This window comes from Streptomyces alboflavus (assembly GCF_000716675.1).
Classification (GTDB): domain Bacteria; phylum Actinomycetota; class Actinomycetes; order Streptomycetales; family Streptomycetaceae; genus Streptomyces; species Streptomyces alboflavus.
This window is the reverse complement of the sequence record NZ_JNXT01000041.1, coordinates 19972-44631: the sequence shown is the minus strand read 5'-3', so window position 1 is coordinate 44631 and position 24660 is coordinate 19972. Positions and strand designations below refer to the sequence as shown.

The following is a 24660-nucleotide window of genomic DNA, read 5'->3' as shown; positions in this document are numbered from 1 at the left end:
GGCGCGGCGGCAGTGCCTAGCGGAGCGTCTCGCCGAAGCCGCGCCCCGCGCCGCCCGCGCCGAAGTCCGAGCCGTTGAAGGAGGTCGCGTACGGCGTCGTCGCACCCGTCGTCGTACCGCGAAGGACCCACACGGCGCCCGCGTCCGCCGACGTGCCGATGTCCTCGCCGCGCGCACCGATCGCCAGGTCGGCCCTGCCGTTCCTGTTGATGTCCTTCAGGCGCACGGAAGATCCGAACTGGTCGTTCTTCTCGGCGACTCCAGGGACGCCCGTCGTCTCCTGGTGCCAGGCCTTGCCACCGGTCAGGCCACCGTTCGCCGCGCTCTTGAACAGGGTCACGCTCCCCGTGCCCGGAACGGTTCCCACCTGTTCGCCGGGCGCGCCCACGGCCACGTCCGCGCGGCCGTCCCCGGTCACGTCGCCCGCGGCGACCGCCGCGCCGAAGCCGTCGCCCGCCTCGTCCGCGCCCGGCACGCCCGCGCTGTCCTGCGTGTACGTCACGGGCGCGCCCAGCTTGGAGTCGGCGCCGAGGCGCACGCTGACCGAACCGCCCTTGCCCGCGCGCGGGTTGCCGGTAATCAGGTCGTCGTAGCCGTCGCCGTTGACGTCGCCCCCGGCGAGCGGTCCGCGCGTCGCCGTCCGGTCGTCGCCCTCGGCCAGGACGCCCGACCAGTAGCCGAGGTCACCGGCGCCGCCCTTCATGTACGCGGTGTAGGCACCGCCGTCCTCGCGCTCGCCCGCGAGGATGTACGTGTAGCCGTCCTTGTTCGTGAAGTGGCCGGCGGTCATGTCGTCCAGGCGGACGTTCTTGGGCAGGAAGTCGGTTTCGAGCGGGATCGCGCGGCCGTCCTGCGGGGTGCCGTCGGCGTAGTACCACCAGTGGTTGCCGCTGATCACCGCGAGGTTGGCCACCTCGTCCCCGTCGATGTCGACGAAGGTCGCGGCCTCGCCGAACCGGCGGTCGTCGGCGCTCGGCGCGGTGAGGGTCTTGCCGCCCGTCTTGAAGCCGTTCTTGCCGCCCCAGACGATAGTGACGGTGCCGCCGGGCTTTCCGGGGGTCTTCTCGCCGGGGGCGCCCACGATCAGGTCGGCGTAGCCGTCGCTGTTCACGTCACCGCTGGTGACGCTCTCGCCGAACTCGTCGCCGGGCTCCGTCGTACCCGGCACCCCGGCGGTGTTCTGCGTGACGGTCGTGCCGCGTCCCGGCTTCACGCCGGAGGCCGAGCCGTACGTGACCGTCACCGAGTTGCCGTTCGGCGCGCCCACCGCGAGGTCGCGGTAGCCGTCCCCGTTGAAGTCGTCCTTCAGGGCGGCGGGCGCCGCGACGGCCGTCCCGGCCAGGGGCAGCGTGAGCCCTCCGGCGGTGAGGGCTGCGGCGGCGACCGCGACGGCCAGGCTTCTTGCGCGCACGTGGGGCTCCCGGGCTTGTGGGTTCACCGGGGGTCACCTGGAGGTGGACTTTGGGTGAACGGTGGTGTGGGGTTCCGGGGGTGTGACCGGTGGGGGGTGGGAAAGGTTGTGCGAGCCGGGGGCTTCTGGGGAGGGGGCTCGGCTCCCCCGGGCACGGGGCGGGCGGGCCTCGGTCCCAGGCGCCTCCGCGTCCCCACGCGTGCCCGGAGTGCGCGGAAGGCTCACGCGCGTCCGGCCGCGCGCCATACGCTGGCGGTGGTGAGCCGTTCAGAGAGGGGCAAGGCCGTGACGTCCTCAGGTGACACGCCGGACCCGTACGCCGATCCGCTGCGCTTCGGCCAGCGCGTGCAGATCCTGCGCGAGCGCCGTGGCATGACCCGCGCCCAACTCGCGGACTTCGTCGGGGTGTCGGTGCACACCCTCCGCAAGATCGAGAACGGCCAGCAGCGGGCCCCGGCGCTCGACATGGTGCTGCGCATCGCCGAGGCGCTGCGGGTACGCGACCTGGCAGAGCTGACCGGCCGCCCTGACGCGCACGTGGATCTGTTCGCTGGGCCCGGCCACCCCCGCCTCGCCGCCGTCCAGGCGGCCGTCGACGACTTCGCCCTAGCGACGGCCGTCGAACCGCCCCCCGTCGCACACCTGGAGGCCCGCCTGCACGCGGCCTGGAAGGCCCGGCACCAGTCGCCCAACCACCGCGAGACCATCGGCAGGTTGCTGCCCGACCTGATCCGCGACGCGCGGGCGATCGCCCGGCACGCCGAGACGGCGGCCGAGCGGCGAGCGGCCCAGGCCCACCTTGCCGAGACGTACTCGCTGTCGCAGTTCTTCCTCGCCTACCAGCCCGACGCGGCCCTGCTGTGGCGGGTCGCGGAGCGCGGCATGGTCGCCGCACAGGACTCCGGCGACCCGCACGCCATCGGCGTGGCCGCCTGGCTCCTGGCGCAGGCCCACCGCGACAGCGGGCCCCGGCACTTCGACGCCGCCGACGCCATCAACGTCGAAGCCGTCCGCTTCCTGGAACCCCTCCTCCCGGACGCCGCCGCCGACGTCCTCGCCATCGCGGGCGCCCTGGAGTTCGAGCTGGGGTACACCGCCGCCCGGCGCCGCGACACCGGCACGGCGTGGCGGCACTGGGACAAGGCGAAGGACATGGCGGCCCGCCTCCCCGCCGACTACTTCCACCCCGTCACCAGCTTCAGCCGGGCGATCATGGGCGCGCACGCCGTCACCGTGGCGGTCGAGCTGCGCCAGGGCGGCGAGTCGGTGCGCCAGGCGGCCCGCGCGGACAAGACCGTCATCAGGTCACGGCCGCGCCGGGCCCGGCACCGGATCGAGGAGGCCCGCGGCTTCCAGCTCGACGGTCAGCCGGACGTGGCGATCGCCACCCTCCAGAAGGCCTACGAGGCCGCCCCCGAGACGATCCGCTACAACGGCTACGCCCGCCGCATCATCCTGGAGGAGACCGAGTCGAAGCAGGCGGGCCGACGGCACCGCGCGGCCGAACTGGCCATGGGGATCGGCTTGTCGGCCGCCTGAAGGACCAGGCTTCTTGCGTGCACGGGCGGCTTTCAGGGGTACGTTCGGAGAGTCGAGCCCTGAACGGAGGCGCCGGTATGACCGAGACCCCCGACACCGGTGAGGTACCTCAGCTCACCTTCGGCCAGCGTGTGCAGCGCGCGCGGACCCGTACGGGCAGGACCCGTGCGTACGTCGCGGACGTGATGGGCCACTCCGAGGAGTGGGTGAAGGCCATCGAGCGGGGCACCATCGCGATGCCCCGGCTGCCCAAGTTGCTGCGGCTCGCGCAGGTCCTCGGGGTCGAGGACATCGCGGAACTCACCGGGGACGACCGCATCGCCGCCGCCAGCTTCACCAAGGCCGAGCACCGGCAACTGCCCCTCGTCAAGCAGGCCTTGAACAAGCACCAGTTGGTTGCCGCCGCCCGACCGGCCGAGCCGGTCGAGGTGCTCGCCGCCAGGCTGCGGCAGGCGTGGAAGCTGTGGCACGCGGCTGAACAGCCCGCAACCGGGCGGGACTCCGCCGAGGGCAACCGCACCCGCATCGGCCGTCTCCTGCCCGCACTGCTCGCCGACACCCGGCACGCCGCCCGGACCCTCGAAGGCGCGGACCGGCGCAGGGCGCTGATGGCACAGGCCGAGGCGTACCACCTGGCTCAGTTGTTCCTGTCCTTCCAGCCCGCCCCGGACCTGATCATGCTCACCGGCGACCGGGCGATGGCGGCGGCGCAGGACGCCGACAGCCCGCGTGCCATCGCCGCAGCCGCCTGGTACGTCAACCACGTCCACCGCGACGCGGGCGAGGCGGCCGAGGCGCGGGTCGAACTCGCCGAGCAGGCCGTGGCCCTACTGCCGGACACGGAGGACCCGGAGTGCATCGCCCGCCGAGGGCTGCTCCACCTGGCGGTGGCCCTGTCCTACGCCAAGACCGGGCAGGCGGGGGACGCGTGGCGGTACTGGGACAAGGCCGACGCGGCGGCACGCAGGCTCGGCGACGACTACGCGCACCCGTGGCTGATCTTCGGGCGGGGCGTCGTCGACGGATACGCCATCACCATGCACAACGACCTGGTGCAGCCGGGCAAGGCGCTGGAGGTCGCGGACGCCCTGAACCTGCGCCGGATCCCCTCGGCCACCCGCCGCTCGTACCACCTCATCGAGACGGCGCGGGCGCACGGCCTGCGCAACGAGGGCGCCGCCGTCGTGTCGTACCTGCAACGTGCCCACCGGGAGTCCCCGGAGACCATCCAGTTCAACCTCTTCACGCGGTCGGCGCTGCCGGGCCTGGTGACGTCGGGGCCGAGCATGGTGCGTGAGGACGCCGAAGGGCTGGCGCGGGAACTTGGCGTGCCCGTCTGATCACCGAGGGGTAGGAATCCTCCCCCTCGGTGAGGGGTCAGGGGCCCTGCCCCTTAGAGGACCCGGCCGTACCTACGGTCGACCACGTGACCCGATTCCCCCCGCATCCGGGACCCCCGACACCCCTCCCCGACCTCGACAAACACCGCACCAGCGCCTGGCTCGCCGGAGCCGACCCCCACCCGGCCACCGTCCACGCCGCCTGGGCCGAACGCGGCATCGCCCTCCTCCCCCTCGGCCCCCGCTTCGACGCCATCCGCGTCCCCGCCACCCGCGTCCATGCCGCCGTCCACAGCGACGACCTGCCCACCGTGACCGCCTTCCTGCGCGACTGGCTCGCGGGCCCCGTCATCCGCGACACCCGCAGCGCCTCCGGCCCGTACTACGTCCTCATCGCCCCCAACTCCCCCTGGAACAGGCCGGAGGAACGACTGACCACCCACACCTTCCTCGGCGTCCCGCGCCTGGGCCACCCGGTGTCGACCCTCACCCGCTGGGTCGTCCAGCCCACCGTCCCCGGCGACCTGTGCGACCCCGCGCACCTGAGCGCGCTGCTCATGACGGCGGAGACTCTGCGGGCGGTCGAGCCGTGAGCACCGCCGAGTTGGACGCGCGGGCCACGGAGGCGTACACCGCTTACGTAAGCCACCTGCACGGCTGCCACCCGTGCCAGGACGGGGACACGAACGGCGACGACGCCTGCACCACCGGCACCCGCCTGCGCGAAGCCTGGAAAACAGCCAGGAACGCCTCCCTGCGCGCCCGCCGCACACCGCACCCGGCGACTACCTGAACCCCACCGTGGAGAACGTGACCCCGTCACTCGGGGCGCCCGGAACTCCCACGATGGGTCACTGAGGGTTCAGGGCGCGCCGGGCCGCGTTGATCACGTTGTGGGCGTCGGCCCCGTACACGGCCGACTCGCTGAGGGTCTTCCAGACCTTCCCGTACAAGGCGATGTTGTCGGCGTCGTCCAACCACATCTCGGCGTGCCAGTCCTCCGCGACCACCAGGCGGTCGTCAAGAACCCAGAAGCCGTTGGCGGGCACGATCTTCACAGAGGCTGTGAACGGGACGATGCCGAGCTCCACGGTGTCCATCCCGAGCATCCCGGTGAGGCGGTCGAGCTGCGCGGCCAGCACCGAGGGCGGACAGATCAGCGATCGCAACGCGGCCTCCCACATCAGGACGCGCAGCTTGTGACCGGGCCGGTACAGCCACTCCTGCCGCTGTGCCCGGGAACGCACGGCGGCCTCGATGTCGCTGGCTCCGCCCAGCAGCTCGGCGTAGCGCTGGATGACGTGGCGCGCGTACTCGGGGGTCTGCAACAGTCCCGCGATCACGGACTCTTCCCAGATCCACAGGTCCGAGGTGCGGTCGATCTCGGCGCTCAGCCCTTCGTGCAGCGGCTTGAAGCCGTTCGCCAGCGCGCGACGCCAGGACCTGATGTGTGACTCGAACCCCGCCAGGCGGGCGGCAAGCTCCGCGTACGCGCCCGGCTGGCCGGTCGCGTCGGCCCACGCCCTCAGATCCTCGGGTGTGGCCGTCTGCCTGCCGTTCTCCAGCTTGCTGACCTTGGAACCGGGCCAGCCGAGCCGCTGGGCGAGCTGCTGACCGGTGAGCCGACCACCGGGGCAGGTGAACCGGAGTTCGCGCAGTCGCGCCCCCAGGGCCACCCTGGCTTGCTGGTAGTCAGTGGTCACCGGTCAACCCTCGACCTTGCTGTCCGTGCCGGGCGCAACTGGCGAGCCATGGACGCTCTCCCTTCCAGGAGTCTTGATCCATCAGCTTGGCCGGGCCTTCGCCCCCGTTCCACGGGGTCAGGCAGGGCCTGCGAGAAAAGATCAGCAATCTTGGCGGGCGGAGAGCAAACTCGAGAAAACAGCGTACCGCCAGCCAACTCGTGACTTCTAGCGTTCCGTTCATGGCAACGACAGAACGCAAGGACGTCGACCCGCACGCAGCGGTGGAGGCCTTGAGAGCGGCGCTGGCTGATGCGGGCATCGTGCTGCCCTCACTCAGGGGCGACCCCGCCTCACCTCAACTGCGGCTCGTCGAGCTGGGGCGGGTGCGCTCGGACGTGGCGACGCGCCTGGCCGCAGTGATCCGGCGAGGAGCGGCGGCAAGCCATGTGGGACCGCAGTCGTGAGCAGCGGCGGTGCCGAGCTCGACGCGCGGGCCACGGTGGCGTACACCGCTTACGTCATCCACCTGTACGGCTGCCGCCCGTGCCAGGACGGGGACACGAGCGGCGGGGACGACTGCCCCACCGGCGGCGGCCTGCACGAGGCCTGGAAGACCGCCAGGAACGCCTCCCTGAGTGCCCGCAGGGCAGCCCGCCCGGCGACTACCCGAACCCCACCGTCGAGAACGTGACCCCCGCCCCCCGGGCCACCGGCCCCTCCGCCCCCGCCCGGCCGGAATACACTTCCACCCGATCCCGCCCCTGCCCCCAGGCCGTCCGCACCACCACATCCGCCCGCCGGTCCCCGTCGAAGTCGGCCACCTTGAGGACCTGGACGACCCCGTCCCGGCCCCGCGACGGCACCAGCGTCGCCGTCGCGTTGGCGGCGAGACCGGCCGCCCGGCCCCGGTACACCCACACCTCACCGGGCCCGCCCCCGCCCACGACCAGCTCGCTGCGGCCGTCGTCGTCCAGGTCGCCCGCGTACACGGACGCGTTCCGGACGGCGATCTTCGCGCGGGCCGTGCCGGGGACGTCGTAGCGCAGGGCGATGCCGCCGGGCGCCGCGAGCGCAGCGTCCATGTCCTTGGCGCGGCCGAACGTGCCGAAGGCGATGTCGGTCGCGGCGGGGAAGAGGACGCCGGTGCGGGCCGGGCCCTTGGGGCCGCCGAGGACCAGGCTGCCCTTCGAGGCGCGAGCCTCCTCGCGGACGACCAGGTCGTCGTAGCCGTCGCCGTTCACGTCGACGGCGGGCGCGCCGGTGGCCAGGTCGTTGCCGGGGGCGGTGATCGGCTTGCCCGCCGCGCGCGGGGCACCCTTCCGCGTGAACGGGCCACGCAGGAAGGTGAGATGGGCGCCGCTCGCGTGCAGCACGAGGTCGTGCGCGCCGTCGCCGTCGAAGTCGCCGCACACCGGCTGGTCCGCCCAGTCGTTGCCGAGCCTGGCCCGGTCGGGCACCTGGAGCTTCACCGCCTTGCCGGTGAGGCCGGAAGGGGAGCCGAAGAGGAGTTGGAGGGGGACGGGGGGCCTGCCCTGGCCGTTGTAGGGCGGGTCCGTCGACACGACGAGGTCGGTGAAGCCGTCCTCGTTCAGGTCGCAGGCCGCCTCGGACTCGAACGCGGCGGGCAACTGGCCCTTCGTACGGGCTCCGTTGGCGTGGGCGGTCAGCAACTGCCGTGCCCCCGGGACAAGGCCGCGGTCGCTTCCGTAGACGATGCCGATTCCGGGATCGTCGCCGTGTCCACGGTGCGCGAGCGCGTCGAGTACGAGGTCCCGGGCGCCGTCCCCGTTGAAGTCGTCCGGCACCTTGCTGCCCTTGCCGCGCGGGACGGGCTGCTGAGGTGCGCTCTTGTTCGCGAGTCCGGCCGAGCCGGTGTTCTTGGCGCGCGCGTGGGACTCGCCACCGCCCCCGCACCCCGCGAGGACCAGGACGCCGCCCACGACGACGGCCAGCAGACGTCTTCCGGAACTCCTCATGCCCACCCACCCCAACGTCACCGCGTGACTTCATGCTCACGACAGAACCGACAGCACCACAGGTTTACACGAACGACGAAGGGCCGGTCCCGCCCCAGGCGAAACCGGCCCCACCGTGAACCACGTACCGCCGTAGCGGCTACTTCACCGGCTCCGGCTCCGGCGCGTCCGCCGCCTCCTCGTCGCCCGCCGGGTCCACCGGCGTCTTGACCGAGTCGAGCAGCAGCTGCGCCACGTCCACGACCTGGAGCGACTCCTTCGCCGCGCCGTCGTTCTTCTTGCCGTTGACCGAGTCGGTGAGCATGACCAGGCAGAAGGGGCAGGCCGTCGACACGATGTCGGGGTTGAGGGACAGCGCCTCGTCCACGCGCTCCGTGTTGATGCGCTTGCCGATCCGCTCCTCCATCCACATCCGCGCGCCACCGGCGCCGCAGCAGAAGCCGCGCTCCTTGTGGCGGTGCATCTCCTGCTGGCGCAGGCCCGGGACCTTGTCCATGATCTCGCGCGGGGGCGTGTAGATCTTGTTGTGACGGCCCAGGTAGCACGGGTCGTGGTAGGTGATCAGGCCCTCGACCGGGGTCACCGGGATCAGCTTGCCCTCGTCGATGAGGTGCTGGAGCAGCTGCGTGTGGTGGATGACTTCGTAGTCGCCGCCGAGCTGCGGGTACTCGTTGCCGAGGGTGTTGAGGCAGTGCGGGCAGGTCGCGACGATCTTCTTCGCGGTCTTGGGCTTCTTCGTCGACTCGTCTTCGTCGTCTTCCCCGAACGCCATGTTCAAGGACGCCACGTTCTCCGCGCCGAGCTGCTGGAACAGCGGCTCGTTGCCGAGGCGGCGGGCCGAGTCACCCGTGCACTTCTCGTCGCCGCCCATGATCGCGAACTTGACGCCCGCCATGTGGAGCAGTTCGGCGAAGGCCTTGGTGGTCTTCTTCGCGCGGTCCTCCAGCGCGCCCGCGCAGCCGACCCAGTAGAGGTACTCGACCTCGGTGAGGTCCTCGATGTCCTTGCCGACGACCGGCACCTCGAAGTCGACTTCCTTCAGCCACTCCAGGCGCTGCTTCTTCGCCAGGCCCCAGGGGTTGCCCTTCTTCTCCAGGTTCTTGAGCATCGTGCCCGCCTCGGACGGGAACGCGGACTCGATCATCACCTGGTAGCGGCGCATGTCGACGATGTGGTCGATGTGCTCGATGTCCACCGGGCACTGCTCGACGCAGGCGCCGCAGGTGGTGCAGGACCACAGGACGTCGGGGTCGATGACGCCGTTCTCTTCGAGGGTGCCGATGAGGGGGCGCTCGGCCTCCGCGAGGGCCGCCGCGGGGACGTCGGCGAGCTGCTCGGCCGACGCCTTCTCCTCGCCCTCCATCGTCTTGCCGCCGCCCGCGAGCAGGTACGGGGCCTTGGCGTGCGCGTTGTCGCGCAGCGACATGATGAGGAGCTTGGGGGAGAGGGGCTTGCCGGTGTTCCAGGCGGGGCACTGCGACTGGCAGCGGCCGCACTCGGTGCAGGTGGAGAAGTCGAGCAGGCCCTTCCAGGAGAACTGCTCGACCTGGGAGACGCCGAAGACGGCGTCCTCGGCCGGGTCCTCCCAGTCGATCTCCTTGCCGCCGGTCGTCATGGGAAGCAGGGCGCCGAGCGCGGTCGAGCCGTCGGCCTTCCGCTTGAACCAGATGTTGGGGAAGGCCAGGAAGCGGTGCCAGGCGACGCCCATGTCGGTCTTCAGGGCGACCGTGATCATCCAGATGAAGGAGGTCGCGATCTTCAGGCCCGCGAAGAAGTACGTGAGGTTCTGGAGCGTCGAGACGTCCATGCCCCCGAACCACGACACGAACGGGTACGAGATGAAGAACGAGGCCTCGTAGGAGTCCACGTGGTGCTGGGCGCCCTCCAGGGCGTGCAGCGTGAAGATGCAGACGCCGACGATGAGGATGACGGACTCGACGAAGTACGCCTGGCCGGTGTTGGAGCCCGCGAAGCGGGACTTGCGGCCCGGCCGGTCGGGGCGGCTCAGCTGCCGGACGACGATCAGGGTCAGGATGCCGAGCACGGTCATGGTGCCGAGGAACTCGACGAACATGTTGTACGGCGCCCAGTCACCGATGACCGGCAGCATCCAGTCGGCCTTGAAGAGCTGGCCGATGGCGTTCACGATCGTCAGGAGCAGCGAGAAGAAGCCCACCGCGACGAACCAGTGCGCCACACCGACGACGCCCCACCGGTTCATGCGCGTGTGGCCGAGGAACTCCTTGGCCACGGTGAGGGTGCGCTCGGCGGGCGCGTCGGTCCTCGTTCCCGCGGGCACGGGCTGGCCGAGCCGCATGAACTGGTAGATCTGCAGGATGGCACGGCCGAACAGGGCGACGCCGACTGCGATGAGGACCAGCGACACGATGATCGCGGCGAGTTGCATTTCGGGGCTCCTCGGGCCTGCGAGGGTGGGCAATCCAACGTATTACTAAGCGGTAACTTATGCAGTCCGTCTGAGACTACCCACTTACTCAGTCGCACTGTAGCCAGCGGGGCGGTGATCTGCGTCGCTATGGCGTCCGCTCTGTGCGGCAACAGGGCGCCGCGCCCCGGGGTGGCCCCTGATCGCGCTCCGCGCTCGTCCTCAATCGCCGGACGGGCTCAGATGGTGCCCCCTGGGGTTGCGTGTAAGGGCGAGATAAGAGTTGAGTCGGCCCGACTCAGGTCTGTTGACTCCTGGGAACCCCTGATGCATTCTTGAGTGAGTTCCACTCAAGAAGTTATCTGGAGGCATTGAAATGGCACGTGCGGTCGGCATCGACCTGGGCACGACTAACTCCGTCGTCAGCGTTCTGGAGGGCGGCGAGCCCACCGTCATCACCAACGCCGAGGGTGCCAGGACCACGCCGTCCGTCGTCGCCTTCGCGAAGAACGGTGAAGTGCTGGTCGGCGAGGTTGCGAAGCGCCAGGCGGTCACCAACGTCGACAGGACCATCCGCTCCGTCAAGCGCCACATGGGCACTGACTGGAAGGTGGGCATCGACGACAAGAACTTCAACCCGCAGCAGATCAGCGCCTTCATCCTGCAGAAGCTGAAGCGCGACGCCGAGTCGTACCTGGGCGAGAAGGTCACGGACGCCGTGATCACCGTCCCGGCGTACTTCAACGACTCCGAGCGCCAGGCCACCAAGGAGGCCGGCGAGATCGCGGGCCTGAACGTCCTGCGCATCGTGAACGAGCCGACCGCGGCCGCCCTGGCCTACGGCCTGGACAAGGACGACCAGACGATCCTCGTCTTCGACCTCGGTGGCGGCACCTTCGACGTGTCCCTCCTGGAGATCGGCGACGGCGTCGTCGAGGTGAAGGCCACCAACGGCGACAACCACCTCGGTGGCGACGACTGGGACCAGCGCGTCGTCGACTACCTGGTCAAGCAGTTCAACAACGGCCACGGCGTGGACCTCTCCAAGGACAAGATGGCGCTCCAGCGCCTGCGCGAGGCCGCCGAGAAGGCGAAGATCGAGCTGTCCTCCTCCACGGAGACCACGATCAACCTGCCGTACATCACGGCGTCCGCCGAGGGCCCGCTGCACCTGGACGAGAAGCTCACCCGCGCCCAGTTCCAGCAGCTCACGTCCGACCTCCTGGAGCGCTGCAAGACGCCGTTCCACAACGTCATCAAGGACGCGGGCATCCAGCTCTCCGAGATCGACCACGTCGTTCTCGTCGGTGGCTCCACCCGCATGCCCGCCGTCGCCGAGCTCGTCAAGGAGCTGACCGGCGGCAAGGACGCCAACAAGGGCGTGAACCCGGACGAGGTCGTCGCCATCGGCGCCGCGCTCCAGGCCGGTGTCCTCAAGGGCGAGGTCAAGGACGTCCTGCTCCTCGACGTCACCCCGCTGTCCCTCGGCATCGAGACCAAGGGCGGCATCATGACCAAGCTGATCGAGCGCAACACCACGATCCCGACGAAGCGCTCCGAGATCTTCACGACGGCCGAGGACAACCAGCCGTCGGTGCAGATCCAGGTCTACCAGGGCGAGCGCGAGATCGCGGCGTACAACAAGAAGCTCGGCATGTTCGAGCTGACCGGTCTGCCCCCGGCGCCCCGCGGCGTCCCGCAGATCGAGGTCGCCTTCGACATCGACGCCAACGGCATCATGCACGTGACCGCGAAGGACCTCGGCACGGGCAAGGAGCAGAAGATGACCGTCACCGGCGGCTCCTCGCTGCCGAAGGACGAGGTCAACCGCATGCGCGAAGAGGCCGAGAAGTACGCCGAGGAGGACCAGTCGCGCCGCGAGGCCGCCGAGTCCCGCAACCAGGGCGAGCAGCTCGTCTACCAGACCGAGAAGTTCCTCAAGGACAACGAGGACAAGGTCCCCGGCGACGTCAAGACCGAGGTCGAGGAAGCCGTCGGCGAGCTGAAGGAGAAGCTCAAGGGCGAGGACACGGCCGAGATCCGCACCGCCGCCGAGAAGGTCGCCGCCGTCTCGCAGAAGCTGGGCCAGGCCATGTACGCCGACGCCCAGGCCGCGCAGGCCGCGGGCGGCGCCGAGGGTGCCGCTCCGGGCGCCGAGGCCCCGAACATGTCCAAGGAAGACGACGTCGTGGACGCCGAGATCGTCGACGACGAGAAGCCCGGTGACGCGAAGGGCGGCGCTGCCTGATGACGGAGGAGACCCCGGGCTTCGGCGAGAACGCCGAGCAGCCCGACGTCCCCTCCGGCGCCACCCCTGAAGAGAAGGCGCCGCAGGCCGACGGGCCCTCCACCGAGGAGGGCCCGGCGGCCCCGGCCGGGGACGCAAGCCAGATCGTGGGCCTGACCGCCCAGCTGGACCAGGTCCGCACCGCGCTCACCGAGCGCACCGCGGATCTCCAGCGGCTGCAGGCCGAGTATCAGAACTACCGCCGCCGGGTGGAGCGGGACAAGGTGACGGTCAAGGAGATCGCCGCGGCGAACCTCCTGACGGAACTGCTCCCGACGCTCGACGACGTCGGCCGCGCGAGGGAACACGGCGAACTGGTCGGCGGCTTCAAGTCCGTCGCCGAGGCGCTGGAGACCGTCGTCGCCAAGATGGGTCTGCAGCAGTTCGGCAAGGAGGGCGAGCCCTTCGACCCGACGATCCACGAAGCGCTGATGCACAGCTACGCACCGGACGTCACCGAGACGACGTGCGTCGCGATTCTCCAGCCGGGGTATCGCATCGGCGAGCGGATCGTGCGCCCCGCGCGCGTGGCGGTGGCCGAGCCTCAGCCCGGCGCGCAGACGGTCAAGGCGGAGTCCGGCGCCGAGGGCGACGACAGCGCGCCCGCGGACGCGGAGAGCAAGGCCGACGGCGCCGCGGACACCGCGGACGCCAAGGGCAAGGAGAGCGGTGGCCCGGACGAGGGCTGACGCCGACACGGACGGCGGCTTCGGCGCCGAGGGCGACCTCGGCGCCGGGGCCCGCCGGATGACAGGGAAGGAGGGACGTCGGGGATGAGCACCAAGGACTTCATCGAGAAGGACTACTACAAGGTCCTCGGCGTCCCCAAGGACGCCACCGAAGCCGAGATCAAGAAGGCGTACCGGAAGCTGGCTCGCGAGAACCACCCGGACGCCAACAAGGGCAACGCCAAGGCCGAGGAGCGCTTCAAGGAGATCTCCGAGGCGAACGACGTCCTCGGCGACCCCAAGAAGCGCAAGGAGTACGACGAGGCCCGCGCGCTCTTCGGCAACGGCGGAGGATTCAGGCCGGGCCCGGGCGGCCCCGGCGGCGGCGGATCGTTCAACTTCGACCTGGGCGACCTCTTCGGAGGCGGCGCCCCGGGCGGAGGCGGACAGACGGGCGCCGGCGGATTCGGGGGCGGCCTCGGTGACGTCTTCGGGGGCTTGTTCAACCGCGGCGGCGCGACCGCGGGCACGCGTACGCAGCCGCGCCGCGGCCAGGACATCGAGTCCGAGGTCACGCTGAGCTTCACGGAGGCCGTGGACGGCGCGACAGTTCCGCTGCGCATGTCGTCCCAGGCCCCGTGCAAGGCCTGCTCGGGCACGGGCGACAAGAACGGCACCCCGCGCGTCTGCCCGACGTGCGTGGGCACCGGACAGGTCTCGCGCGGCGGCGGTGGCGGCTTCTCGCTGACCGACCCGTGCGTGGACTGCAAGGGCCGCGGCCTGATCGCGCAGGACCCCTGCGAGGTCTGCCACGGCAGCGGCCGCGCCAAGTCCTCGCGGACCATGCAGGTCCGCGTCCCGCCGGGCGTCAGCGACGGCCAGCGCATCCGCCTGCGCGGCAAGGGCGCCCCGGGCGAGCGCGGCGGCCCCGCCGGCGACCTGTACGTGGTCGTCCATGTGGACGCCCACCCGGTGTTCGGCCGCAAGGGCGACAACCTGACGGTGACCGTGCCGGTGACGTACGCGGAAGCGGCGCTCGGCGGCGAGGTCAAGGTGCCCACCCTGGGCGGCCCGCCCGTCACCCTGAAGCTGCCCCCCGGCACGCCCAACGGCCGCACCATGCGCGCCCGCGGCAAGGGCGCGGTCCGCAAGGACGGCACCCGGGGCGATCTGCTCGTGACCGTGGAGGTGGCCGTGCCGACCACCCTCACCCCCGCCGCGCAGGAGGCCCTTGAGGCCTACCGCAAGGCGACTGCGGACACCGATCCGCGGGCAGAACTGTTCAAGGCCGCGAAGGGAGCGTGACCTCATGGAGCGGGACGGCCGCCGACGCAACCCGTATCAACTGACGGACGAGACCCCGGTGTACGTCATCTCGGTGGCGGCCCAGCTCTCCGGCCTGCATCCGCAGACCTTGCGGCAGTACGACCGCCTGGGCCTGGTCTCGCCCGACCGCACCGCGGGCCGGGGCCGCAGGTACTCCGCCCGCGACATCGAACTGCTGCGCACCGTCCAGCAGTTGTCGCAGGAGGAAGGCATCAACCTGGCGGGCATCAAGCGCATCATCGAGCTGGAGAACCAGGTCACGGCGCTCCAGTCCCGGGTGGCCGAGCTGTCGGCGGCCGTCGAGGGCGCCGCGGCGGCGATGCAGCAGCGCGAAGCCGCGGTGCACGCCTCGTACCGCCGCGACCTCGTGCCGTACCAGGACGTGCAGCAGACCAGCGCGCTCGTGGTGTGGCGGCCGAAGAGGTCGCCGGAGGCCTGACCGCGCGCTCCGGCGCACGCACCGCGCTCTGTCCGGGCCGGGAGCTCCCTCGGGGAACTCCCGGCCCGCTCGCTTGCCTCCTTATAGTGGGCGGGGCGAGGAACGACGACCGAGGGCCGGGCGCGGAGCGCCCCTGACCAGCCCGTCTCGCCCGACCGCGCAATCGAATCGAGCGCTGTGCTCGGCACAGGGGGAGCTGGAAGACCATGGCCATGGTGGGGCTGTTCTGGATCGCCGAAGGCGATGTGTACGTGGGATCGAAACCGGCCGGGCTCGCCCCCGGGGTGCGCCTGACACCCGAGGGCATCGCCGGTATCGGCCATGGACAGTCCGGCCTGTGGCTGTGGGACGACGTCCAGGCGCTCACCGTCGAGGACGTGCCCGTGCGGTCCCTGAAGCGGCAGGTCGGCGCCGTCGTCGACATGGCGCTCACGGTCGGCATGGGCGGCGGTGACGACGCGCCGACGATGACGGTGTGCGTCGGCACGGCCGACGAGGAGATCGAGCTGACGGCGTACGTCGCCGCCGCCGTGGGCTACTCCCAGAAGGAGTACGACCTCTCGCGCGCCCTGCTCGCCCGCCTCACCGAGGGCGCCGCCACGCTGATGACCACGCTGGCCGCGATGGCCGCGTGGGGCCGCGCGCACGAGGGCGGTTCGCCCCGCAGGGGTGAGCGGGAGCGACTGCTGCAGGAGTGGGCCGACGACCACGCGGCGCACGCCTGAGCAGCCCACCCCGGGCCGCCCGCGGGACGGGGCGCTCACTCCCCCCGAAGCGCGAGCGCCCCGGTTCGGCCACGGGACGCGGCCGAACCGGGGCAACCCCTTAGGGAAGCGCGACTCTGCGGGGGGAGACCACGACAGAGCCACTCGGCCGCCGGGAGCGGTCGGTTCCAGTACCTGAGACGGGCTCTGGCCGCTCCCTGCCGCCATCACCACGATGCAACGGCTCGCCCACGCTCCGCTACCGTCAACTTGCTGCGGTGCAAGGGGCGGAGGTGGGGGCAAGTAGCGGCAAATCCGGACGATCGTGATTCACGCGGGGTGCCCGGGGCGCAGGATTCCTGAGCGACTGATGAGGAATCCGAGTTGCGTGCGGTTCCTGCTCCCCAAGGTGCCGGTGAGCTTCGCGATATGGACGCGTACGGTCCGCACGTTCATGCCGAGCCGGTCGGCGATCTCGGCGTCCGTCAGGCCCTCGACGAGGAGTTCGGCGATGGTCCGCTGTCGCGCGGTGACGCCGTCCTTGGCGGGCTGCGGCGCCGCCGGGTGCGGGAACATCGGCGTGGCGAGGCGCCACAGCCGCTCGAAGAGCGCCACCAGATAGCCGACGACGGCGGGCGCGCGGATCTCCAGGGCCCCGGTGGCGTCCCGGTCCGCCGGTACGAACGCGACCGCCCGGTCGAACACGACCAGCTGGTCGGTGACCTCGCTCAGCGTCCGCACCTCCACGTCGCCGTCGAGGCGCTCGAAGTGCGCGATCACGGGGAAGGCGTGCCGGGTCGTGTGCTGGTAGAGCGTGCGCATCCGACAGCCCCGGGACAGCAGCGCCTGCTCGCGCGGCGGCGCGGCACCGAGGTCCGCGATCGGCCTGAACCCGCCCGGCTGGATCGTCAGGACCTCCTCCGCACACCGGGACACGGCCGCGTCGATGGCGTGGGTGATGCGGGGGAGGGAGGTGTGGAGGGTGAGGGCGGGGCTGGTGGGGCGCGCGGGGCTGACGGGGCGCGCGGGGTGGGGCGGGGTGTCGGTGGGGCCTTCTGGCCCGGGTGTGGTGTCGGTGGGCCCGCCCGGCCGGGCGGGGGCGCCGGTTGGGCTCTCCGGCTGAACGGGGATGTCGGTCGGGATGTCCGGCGCCGCGGGTACGCGGGTGAGCAGGGGCTCCAGGGCCGCCATCAGCTCCGCCTCGCGCTGCCGCTCCTGCCCGACCTGCTCCTCGATGCCCCGCAGGAGGCCGAGCAGCGCGCTCGTGGGCTCGCTCGGCAACAGCCACTGCATGTCGTCGATGTCGGGGTGAAGGAGTCCGAAGTCGACGAGGCACGGGGTCGGTTCGGCCTCGCGGGTGTGGACGCGGCCCGCGCGCAGGGCCCGGGCGTAGAGGGCGGCGCCGGGCGGGCAGAGGGTGTCGGGGTCGTGGGGGGTGTGAGGGGCGTTCGGGTCGGGTGAGGGGGGTGGGTCGGGCGGGGCGGTCGTGGGTGCTGGGTCCTCCGTGGATCCGGGTCTCTGCTCGCTGGACATGGTCGTACTCCCTCCCCGATCAGGCTGCCCGCGCTCGGCGGTGCGGTGCGTGCCGGGGGCAGCACCTCCATGAGGCCATGGGCGCGCGGGATCGCGGAGACGGCGTGCCGGGGCGGGCCCGTGCGCGGGGGTGGGCGCGGGCGCGCGGTGTGCCTACCGGTGGTGCTCGACCAGGCCCGAGCGGCCGATGAGATAGCCGAGTTGGGTGCGGCTGCGGCTGCCGAGGAGGGCGGCGAGCCGGGCCACGTGCAGCCGGACGGTGCGGACGTTCATGTCCAGGTGCCGGGCGATCTCCGCGTCCGTGCGGCCCTCGGTGAGGAGGTGCGCGATGGCGCGCTGGACGTCGCTGATCTCCTGCTCGGGCGGGGCCGGGGCGTCCTCGCGGTACAGGGGTGTGGCCAGGCGCCACAGGATGTCGAAGGCCGTCGCGAGATAACTGACGAGGGCGCTGGAGCGCAGCTCGAAGGCGACCGAGCCGTCCTCGACGGCCGGGATGAACGCGACGTCCCGGTCGAAGACGAGGAGGCAGGGCGGGAGTTCGTCGAGCGTACGGACCTCACGTCCGACAGCCCTCGCGGGCGCGGGGGCCCAGGGGGCGGGAGTCGTACGGGCGCGGCTCGCGGGCCCGGACCCGCCGGGACCGCGCTGTCCTGGTCCGGTCGGGGCGGATCCGGGCTGTCCGGGGCCGGGCGGGGAGGAGCCCGGCAGGGAGGGTCCTGGCGCGGCGGGCCCCACGACGGAGGGCCCGTGCGGGGACGGCTCGGGCCGCCGCAGCCCCGGCAGCACGTCGTCGGCCGTACGCGGCCGCGAGAGCATCCGCATGTGCCCGCCGCGCGCGGCGAACTCCTCCAGGCGCCAGGGCTCGTTGTGCGGAAGCAGCCTCGGCCGGGAGTCGCCGGGCTGGATGCCGAGGATCTCCTGCGAGGCCTCGGCCATCGCCTGCCGGACGGCGAGGCGGATGCGCGGGATGCCCTTGAGCACGGTGACCGGCGAGGCCGAGAGGTCGGACGTCCGGTCGGCGCCGAGCCGCAGGAACGGCTCGAAGGAGGCGGCGAGCCGGGTCGCGCGGCCGCGCTGGCGGGCGACGCGCCCCTCGATGTCGTCGAGGAGGCGCGGAAGGGCGACCGCGGCCGCGGTGGGCCGCAGCCAGGTGGCGTCGTCGGGGTCCGGGTGGAGGAGCCCGGTGTCGATGAGGCAGGGGGTGGCGGCGGCGGCTTTGGCGGGAACTCGGCGTTCCTGAAGGGCTCGCAGGTACAGCGCGCGGCCGGCCTCGCACACGTCCACGGGCTCGTGCGGCACGTGGTGGCGGGCGGCGGGCTCCCCGCCCGGGGCGGGTCCGGTCAGGCGGAACCCGGCCGTGCCCTGCGGGCCCCCGCGGGCGGTGGGGGCTGCCTGCGTCGCTACGTCCTGCACATGCTCCCCCTGCTCGGATTGCAGTGATCGCGCGAATGACGGCGGCCGAGGTCGGCTGTCACCGACGAGCCGTCACCCTCGGGCGGGCACCCGCGAGTTGTGAGCCTGGGCCGTCATCCTCCGTGAGCTGTCATCCTTCGTGACTCGCCATCCTTGTCAACGGGAGAACCGATATCAATGGCGGGTTTATCCCCTGCGATGCGAATCCAATTATTCAAGATTCAACGATACTCGGTGGCGCCACTGTGGCCATCCCCACAGCCGGGGAACCCCCGACTCCCGACGAAAATACGTCCATGGACCTTCCTGTGGACCTCACCGCCCTGAGCGGCGACGGCCTTTACCTCTGGGCGCCGCGCGGCGCCGCGGGCTCCTGGGGCCTCGCCAACTGCCTGCTCATCACCTCGGGCGACGACACCGCGCTCATCGACACCCCCTACGACGAGCGCATGACCCGCGCGCTCATCGCCGCCGCCGACCGCACCCTGCCCGCAGGCACCCCGGTCCGCACGATCGTCAACACCCACGCGAACGGCGACCACTGCTTCGGCAACGCCTTCTTCCCCGGCGCCGAGATCATCAGCTCCCAGGCGAGCCTGGAGCGCCACTGCCGCGAGATCTCCCCGCAGCAGATGCAGTACCTGGTGCACGCGAGCGATCCGGCCAACCCGCTCGGCTGGTACGCGCGCGAACGCTTCGGGGCGTACGACTACACCGGCATCACCGTGGTCCCGCCCACCGTCACCTTCAACGGCTCGTACGACTTCCAGGTCGGGGACATCGAGGTGCGCCTGCTCGAAGTGGGGCCCGCGCACACGGCCGGGGACCTGGTGGCGCATCTGCCGGGGCAGGGCGTCGTGATGGCGGGCGACGTCATCTTCGAGGGCGACCACCCCGTGCACTGGGAGGGGCCGCTCGCCGAGGTCGTCCGGGCCGCCGAGGCGGTGCTCGCGCTCGACGCCGAGCACATCGTGCCCGGCCACGGCAGGGTCATCGGGCCCGACGGGGTGCGCGCGTACATCGGCTATCTGCGCGACCTGGAAGGGGAGATCAGGGAGCGGCACGGGCGGGGGCTCGGCGCGTACGAGGCCGCGGCGGACATCCTCGCCGGCGGATTCCACCCGCACCTGGGTGCGCCGGAGCGGGTCGTCATGCTGACGTTCATCGAGTACCACCACCTCGGCGAGGCCACGGCGCCCATCGAGATGGTGGACCTGGCCACGCAGGCGGCACGCTGGGCGTACACGCACCACCACGCCACGGTGGCGGCCGGCTGACCTCCGCGTCCGAACCGCTCCCCCGTCCGTCCGCGCCCCGCCGCGACCACCCGGCCGCTACGCGGAAGAGCCCGCTGAATACGATCTGTTGGTCGGCGACTCGTTTGGGCTTATGGTGCAGGAACCGTGCCCGTGGCAGGCCATGTTCATGGCTACGGGGAGCGGGGAAGCGGGAAAGGGGGGCGCGGTGGACGAGGAAGCGCTGCGTCGCATACTCAAAGAACTGCGTTCCAGAATCACCCCCGCGGAAGTGGGTCTGACGCCGAAGCCGACGGGGCGTCCCGGGCCCCGCGTGCACGGTCTCGCACAACCCGACATGGACATCCTCATGAACCGCTCGGTGGGTACGTACCACCGATTCGAAAGCGGAAAGATGTCTCCGCGCGACGACTATCTGCGCGAGGTCGGGCGGATCCTGCGCATGAGCGAGGACGAGTTCACCCAGGTCTATCTGCTCAGCCTCGGCCAGCGGCCGCCGCATCCCCTGGACCCCACGGACGGCGTCCTGATGCCCGCCGCCGCGGCGTGGCAGCGGGCCGTCTCCGGGCAGCGCGAGATCTCGTACGTGAACAACGTCCAATGGGATCTGGTCGCGTACAACCAGCCGTTCGCCGACATCTTCGACGGCGGCATACCGCCGGAGAACACCATGCGGTGGATGGCGCTCGCCGACGAGGCCCGCGATCACATTCTCACGGACTGGGAGACGCGCTGGGCGCCCGGAATTCTCAACCAGATCCGGCTCGCCCACATTCAGCATCCGGAGAACCGCTCGCTCGCGCGGCTGAACGCGGACGTGAAACGCGACAAGTACGCGGGGCCCATTTACGAGCGCAGCACCGAGGTGTACATCCACCCCGACGGTGACGTCCGGCCCCTCTACCACCCGCGAAAAGGCCCCGGACAGATCACGATGGTCGTCTCGGAACCGGCGAGTTCACCGGGCGCGCGGCATGTGGTGCTGCTCTTCGACCTGCTCGACGAGAAGCCGACATCGGCATGAGGCTGGAGAAGGCCGCACCGGCGGTGCCGACGCTGACGGTAGGCCAGGTGGCCCCGATGGCGCCGGTCACCCCCGCGCCCCCGGTCGGTCCGGTCCTGGAGCGCGCCTCGCTCGCCACGCTCCTGCACGCCATGGCCGCCGACCTCAACGGCCGCGGCTATCCCGTGACCTGGGTCGTGGACCGCCAGATGCTGGCCGGCGACTTCCCCCTCCAGGTCGTCGCCAAGGTCTCCGTGGTCCGCGTCCTCAACATCGCCCTGGACGACCGCGGGCCTGTCTGGCAGGTCAGCATGGGGCGCCCCTCGTCGGTGCGGTGGGAGCAGTCCGCTGTGCTTGATCTTGGCGCGGAGGCCTTGGACGCGGAGTGTGTGGTGCGCTCGGCGCTGCGGGCGTTGGGGCTGCCCTTGCAGCGGGCGGTGTACCACTAGGGCCTGTCCGTGAGGATTCCTGACTTCCCGATGAGGTAGCCGAGTTGGGCCCTGCTGGTGCTCTTCAGGACCGCCGAGAGTTTGGCGATGTGGACGCGGGCCGTGCGGACGTTCATGCCGAGGCGGGCGGCGATGTCGGCGTCGGTGAGGCCTTCGGTGAGGAGGGCGGCTATCGCCTGTTGGCGGGGGGTGATGCCGTTTGTGGTGGGGAGTGGTTCCGGGTTGGGGAACATGGGGGTGGCCAGGTGCCAGAGGAGTTCGAAGGTGGCGACCAGGTAGTTGATGATGGCTGGCTGCCGGAGTTCGAGTGCGACGTCGTCGCGGCTCTTGCTGGCGGGGACGAACGCGTATGTACGGTCGAACATGATGAGGCGTTTCGGGATTTCGTCCAATGTGCGTACTTCGACGTTGCCATCCAGCTGTTCATAGTGGTTCAGAGCGGGCTGCGAATGCCGCGTTGTGTGCTGATACAGCGTGCGCATGTGTCCGCCTCGGTCGAGCACACCCTGCTCTATGGGGATGCCTGCGGGGAGCTTTTCGGCGGGCCGTTTGCCGCCGGGCTGGATGACGAGGATCTCCTGGGAGGACCTGTCTGCTGCCCGGGCTATGGCCGGCATTATTTGATGGATCCCGTCCAGGAGCGTAACGGGCGACGAGGGTGACGCGGGACCCTTCGCGTCGGGCAGTGGCATGAGTGACTCGAAGGCGATGGCTGTTCGCGCGCCGAGCCACCGTTGTCGGGCAATGTGTTCTTCCACGCGGTGGAGCAGTTGAGGCAGGGCTACGGATGGCGCCACGGGCCGGAGCCACAGCGGGTCATCGGCATCCGGGTGCAGGAGGCCGAGGTCGGCGAGGCAAGTGATCCCGTCGGCCTCGTGAATTCGGAGCCTTCTCTCCTGGAGGGCGCGCAGGTATGTGTCTCTGCCGACGTCGCACAACGGCTCTTCCGCGTGCGGACTGTGCTCCACCATCACGTCGCTGCCTCTCCCCGTACTTGCCCGAAGTCCCCCGCCTCAGGTGCCCGACAGCTAGTGATTCTGGTCGAGGATCCCTGACTGACCAATGAGATATCCGAGCTGGGCGCGGCTGTTGCTGCCGAGGATCGCGGCGAGTTTCGCGATGTGTTCGCGGGCGGTGCGCACGTTCATGCCGAGCCGCGCGGCTATCTCCGTGTCGGTGAGGCCTTCCACGAGGAGTTCGGCGATGGCGTGCTGACGGGTGGTGATGCCGTTCTCGGCGGGGAGCTGGGCCGCGTGCGGGAACATCGGCGTGGCCAGTCGCCACAGTCGTTCGAAGGTGGTGATGAGGTAGTCGACGATGGCCGGTTGGCGTACTTCGAGGGCGACCGTGCGGTCCTTGCTCGCGGGGATGAAAGCCACTGAGTGGTCCAGGACCACCATGCGTTCGGTTACCTCATTGAGCGTGCGTACCTCTACGTCGCCGTCCAGTTGCTCGTAATGGGCGAGCGCGGGGAGGGAGTGACGGGTGGTGTGCTGGTAGAGGGTGCGCATGCGGCAGCCGCGGGCGAGCAGTTCCTGTTCGCGGGGGAGAGCGTCGGCCAGGACCTCGGGGGAGCGGACGCCGCCGGGCTGAACGGTGAGGACCTCCTCGGAGGCGTCGGCCATGGCCCGGTCGATCGCCGCGTTGATGCGCTCGAAGCCGTCGAGGACGGTGATCTCGGGGGGCTCCCCGCCGGCCGCCTGCCGCGCGTCCAGGGCCATCAGCGGCTCGAACATCGCCGTCAGGCGTTCCTCCCGCTCCCGGTGGCGGGCGATGTGGTCCTCGATGCCGCGCAGGAGTTGGGGCAGGGCCACGGCGGGCGCGGTGGGGCGCAGCCACGTCATGTCCTCGACGTCGGGGTGGAGGAGGCCGAAGTCGATGAGGCAGGGGGCGGTGTCGGCCTCCCGGTGGCGGACGCGGCCCTCGCGCAGGGCGCGGGCGTAGAGGGCCGAACCCGCGTCGCACAACTCGTCGGGGCCGTGAGGGTGCGGGCGCGGTTCGGTGGTCATCTCGGTTTGTCCTGCTCGAGGATGCCGGACTGGGCGATGAGGTAGCCGAGCTGGGCGCGGCTTCCGCTGCCCAGGGCGGCGGCGATTTTGGCGATGTGGGCGCGGCAGGTGCGCACGTTCATGCCGAGGCGGCGGGCGATGGCTTCGTCTACGTGGCCTTCGATGAGGAGGCGGGCGATGGTGCGCTGGACTCCCGTGATGCCGTCGGCGGCGGAAGGGTAGTGAGGTTCCTCGGAGAGGGGGGTTGCTTTCTGCCAGAACTGGTCGAATACGGAGACCAGGTACTCGACGAGGCCCGGATGGCGCAGTTCCAGGGCGACCTGACGGTCGCGGCGGGCAGGAATGAGGGCCATGGATCGGTCAAAGATGATCATGCGGTCGATGCTCTCTTCGAGCGTCCGCACCTCGACCTGGTTGGATTCGAGCTGCTCAAGGTAGGCAAAGACTCCTGGACCGTGACGCACTGTGTGCTGATAGAGCGTACGCATGCGCACGCCGCGGTGAAGGGGTTCCTTCACGCGGGCGAGAGACTTGGCCAGATCGTCGTAGTGCCGGATGCCGCCCGGCTGGATGGTGAGTATCTCCTCTGTGCAGGCGTTCGTTGCCGCGTCCAGAGTCGCGTTGATGCTTGGCAGGCCTTCGAGAACAACGATCGCGTTGAGCGCTTCGGCGGGCTGTGCGCTGATGGCCATGAACGGCTCAAAAGCGTCGGCTAGTTCGATGGAGAACCGTCGCCGGTCACTAATTTCGCGCTCAATAGGATGGAGGCGCTGCGCCAGTACCGCTGACGGTGGAACCGGACGGAGCCAGTTCGCATCGTCCGGGTCGGGGTGCAGAAGGGCGAACTCCAGCAGGCATGGCGCGGTCTCAACCTCCGCCCGAGCGATACGGCCGGCACTCAGTGCGCTGCCGTAGAGGCGCGCTCCCTCATCGCAGAGCTCGGTGATGAGGTGAGGATGTGTCTGTTTCGTGCCTGTTGTGAGCAAATCTCCACCCCCCAGGGTCCTGAACGTACAGGAACATGATGCATCGCTCCTGTGGCTTCAACGTGCTCGATTAAGACATCGTCTCTTTGGAGCCGGGGGAGAGGACCTATCAAGTGAGGACGAAGCCGATCATGTTCCCAAGAATGCTTCGCTCGGTGCTTGCCATCGCCTTCGCCGCCGCAGCCTTCATCGCGGTAGCTCCCGGAGACGTGGCGTGGAGTAGCCCCAGGCCTGCGGTATCGAGCGACGA

Annotated in this window: 23 protein-coding genes; 14 read left to right on the top strand and 9 right to left on the bottom strand. The window is 70.7% G+C overall.

Going from position 1 to position 24660, the window contains the following annotated elements; genetic code table 11:
* Nucleotides 1-16 precede the first annotated feature (16 nt).
* A complete protein-coding gene (locus OO63_RS27740; protein WP_030362091.1) occupies nucleotides 17-1411 on the bottom strand; it encodes an FG-GAP-like repeat-containing protein in 1395 nt (464 codons plus the stop codon).
* A 285-nt stretch (nucleotides 1412-1696) separates the two neighbouring features.
* Between OO63_RS27740 and OO63_RS27735 the strand changes: the two genes are divergently transcribed.
* The 4 genes from OO63_RS27735 to OO63_RS27720 all read left to right on the top strand — a co-directional run bounded on the left by OO63_RS27735 (nucleotide 1697) and on the right by OO63_RS27720 (nucleotide 5083).
* Nucleotides 1697-2950: a helix-turn-helix domain-containing protein gene (locus OO63_RS27735; RefSeq protein WP_030362090.1), complete on the top strand. Its 1254-nt coding sequence runs from the start codon at nucleotides 1697-1699 to the stop codon at nucleotides 2948-2950.
* 77 nt (nucleotides 2951-3027) lie between these two features.
* Nucleotides 3028-4290, top strand: coding sequence for a helix-turn-helix domain-containing protein (locus tag OO63_RS27730; RefSeq protein ID WP_030362089.1), 1263 nt, complete (start codon nucleotides 3028-3030; stop codon nucleotides 4288-4290).
* Between the two features lie 86 nt (nucleotides 4291-4376).
* Complete coding sequence (locus tag OO63_RS42495; protein ID WP_051811256.1) at nucleotides 4377-4883, top strand: hypothetical protein; 507 nt, start codon at nucleotides 4377-4379, stop codon at nucleotides 4881-4883.
* A complete protein-coding gene (locus OO63_RS27720; RefSeq protein WP_030362087.1) occupies nucleotides 4880-5083 on the top strand; it encodes a hypothetical protein in 204 nt (67 codons plus the stop codon). Before OO63_RS42495 ends, OO63_RS27720 begins: the two co-directional genes overlap by 4 nt.
* A gap of 58 nt (nucleotides 5084-5141) precedes the next feature.
* On the opposite strand, the gene OO63_RS27715 is transcribed toward OO63_RS27720, so the two are convergent.
* Nucleotides 5142-5993, bottom strand: coding sequence for a helix-turn-helix domain-containing protein (locus tag OO63_RS27715; protein ID WP_030362086.1), 852 nt, complete (start codon nucleotides 5991-5993; stop codon nucleotides 5142-5144).
* Nucleotides 5994-6214: 221 nt separating this feature from the next.
* Here OO63_RS27715 and OO63_RS43935 point away from each other — a divergent pair, with 221 nt between their 5' ends.
* On the top strand, nucleotides 6215-6439 hold the full coding sequence (locus tag OO63_RS43935; protein WP_078619398.1) for a hypothetical protein: 225 nt from the start codon (nucleotides 6215-6217) through the stop codon (nucleotides 6437-6439).
* Nucleotides 6436-6666, top strand: a complete 231-nt coding sequence (locus OO63_RS27710) for a hypothetical protein (protein WP_030362085.1) — start codon at nucleotides 6436-6438, stop codon at nucleotides 6664-6666. Before OO63_RS43935 ends, OO63_RS27710 begins: the two co-directional genes overlap by 4 nt.
* On the opposite strand, the gene OO63_RS27705 is transcribed toward OO63_RS27710, so the two are convergent.
* Both OO63_RS27705 and OO63_RS27700 read right to left on the bottom strand, forming a co-directional pair.
* Entirely contained in the window at nucleotides 6638-7951 is a 1314-nt protein-coding gene (locus OO63_RS27705; RefSeq protein ID WP_030362084.1) for an FG-GAP repeat domain-containing protein, read from the bottom strand. The genes OO63_RS27710 and OO63_RS27705 overlap by 29 nt on opposite strands.
* A 139-nt stretch (nucleotides 7952-8090) precedes the next feature.
* Nucleotides 8091-10358: a (Fe-S)-binding protein gene (locus OO63_RS27700; RefSeq protein ID WP_030362083.1), complete on the bottom strand. Its 2268-nt coding sequence runs from the start codon at nucleotides 10356-10358 to the stop codon at nucleotides 8091-8093.
* 355 nt (nucleotides 10359-10713) lie between these two features.
* Here OO63_RS27700 and dnaK point away from each other — a divergent pair, with 355 nt between their 5' ends.
* The 5 genes from dnaK to OO63_RS27675 all read left to right on the top strand — a co-directional run bounded on the left by dnaK (nucleotide 10714) and on the right by OO63_RS27675 (nucleotide 15782).
* Nucleotides 10714-12585 carry a molecular chaperone DnaK gene (gene dnaK, locus OO63_RS27695; protein ID WP_030362082.1) on the top strand — a complete coding sequence of 624 codons (1872 nt, stop codon included), beginning with the start codon at nucleotides 10714-10716 and terminating at the stop codon, nucleotides 12583-12585.
* Nucleotides 12585-13313 (top strand): nucleotide exchange factor GrpE, encoded by a 729-nt coding sequence (gene grpE / locus OO63_RS27690; protein ID WP_030362081.1) that lies wholly within the window; start codon nucleotides 12585-12587, stop codon nucleotides 13311-13313. Before dnaK ends, grpE begins: the two co-directional genes overlap by 1 nt.
* Nucleotides 13314-13397: 84 nt before the next feature.
* Nucleotides 13398-14597 carry a molecular chaperone DnaJ gene (gene dnaJ / locus OO63_RS27685; RefSeq protein WP_030362080.1) on the top strand — a complete coding sequence of 400 codons (1200 nt, stop codon included), beginning with the start codon at nucleotides 13398-13400 and terminating at the stop codon, nucleotides 14595-14597.
* Nucleotides 14598-14601: 4 nt separating this feature from the next.
* Nucleotides 14602-15057, top strand: a complete 456-nt coding sequence (locus OO63_RS27680) for a heat shock protein transcriptional repressor HspR (protein WP_030362079.1) — start codon at nucleotides 14602-14604, stop codon at nucleotides 15055-15057.
* Between the two features lie 206 nt (nucleotides 15058-15263).
* Nucleotides 15264-15782 (top strand): hypothetical protein, encoded by a 519-nt coding sequence (locus OO63_RS27675; protein ID WP_030362078.1) that lies wholly within the window; start codon nucleotides 15264-15266, stop codon nucleotides 15780-15782.
* A 309-nt stretch (nucleotides 15783-16091) separates the two neighbouring features.
* On the opposite strand, the gene OO63_RS27670 is transcribed toward OO63_RS27675, so the two are convergent.
* Together OO63_RS27670 and OO63_RS47005 are read right to left on the bottom strand one after the other, a co-directional pair.
* A complete protein-coding gene (locus tag OO63_RS27670; RefSeq protein ID WP_078619393.1) occupies nucleotides 16092-17294 on the bottom strand; it encodes a helix-turn-helix transcriptional regulator in 1203 nt (400 codons plus the stop codon).
* A 153-nt stretch (nucleotides 17295-17447) separates the two neighbouring features.
* A complete protein-coding gene (locus OO63_RS47005) occupies nucleotides 17448-18707 on the bottom strand; it encodes a helix-turn-helix transcriptional regulator (RefSeq protein ID WP_051811255.1) in 1260 nt (419 codons plus the stop codon).
* A gap of 296 nt (nucleotides 18708-19003) precedes the next feature.
* On the opposite strand from OO63_RS47005, the gene OO63_RS27660 reads away from it, so the two are divergent.
* The 3 genes from OO63_RS27660 to OO63_RS27650 all read left to right on the top strand — a co-directional run bounded on the left by OO63_RS27660 (nucleotide 19004) and on the right by OO63_RS27650 (nucleotide 21415).
* A complete protein-coding gene (locus tag OO63_RS27660) occupies nucleotides 19004-19984 on the top strand; it encodes an MBL fold metallo-hydrolase (RefSeq protein WP_030362075.1) in 981 nt (326 codons plus the stop codon).
* Between the two features lie 373 nt (nucleotides 19985-20357).
* Nucleotides 20358-20987: an MmyB family transcriptional regulator gene (locus tag OO63_RS27655; RefSeq protein WP_157854064.1), complete on the top strand. Its 630-nt coding sequence runs from the start codon at nucleotides 20358-20360 to the stop codon at nucleotides 20985-20987.
* Complete coding sequence (locus OO63_RS27650) at nucleotides 20984-21415, top strand: hypothetical protein (protein ID WP_030362073.1); 432 nt, start codon at nucleotides 20984-20986, stop codon at nucleotides 21413-21415. The genes OO63_RS27655 and OO63_RS27650 overlap by 4 nt, the downstream gene beginning before the upstream one ends.
* Here OO63_RS27650 and OO63_RS47605 read toward each other — a convergent pair.
* The 3 genes from OO63_RS47605 to OO63_RS27635 form a co-directional block, all read right to left on the bottom strand.
* Complete coding sequence (locus OO63_RS47605) at nucleotides 21412-21780, bottom strand: helix-turn-helix transcriptional regulator (RefSeq protein ID WP_346009340.1); 369 nt, start codon at nucleotides 21778-21780, stop codon at nucleotides 21412-21414. The two genes, OO63_RS27650 and OO63_RS47605, sit on opposite strands and share 4 nt — an antisense overlap.
* Before the next feature lie 663 nt (nucleotides 21781-22443).
* Complete coding sequence (locus OO63_RS27640; protein ID WP_030362071.1) at nucleotides 22444-23424, bottom strand: helix-turn-helix transcriptional regulator; 981 nt, start codon at nucleotides 23422-23424, stop codon at nucleotides 22444-22446.
* A complete protein-coding gene (locus OO63_RS27635) occupies nucleotides 23421-24410 on the bottom strand; it encodes a hypothetical protein (protein WP_030362070.1) in 990 nt (329 codons plus the stop codon). Before OO63_RS27635 ends, OO63_RS27640 begins: the two co-directional genes overlap by 4 nt.
* Nucleotides 24411-24660: the final 250 nt, after the last annotated feature.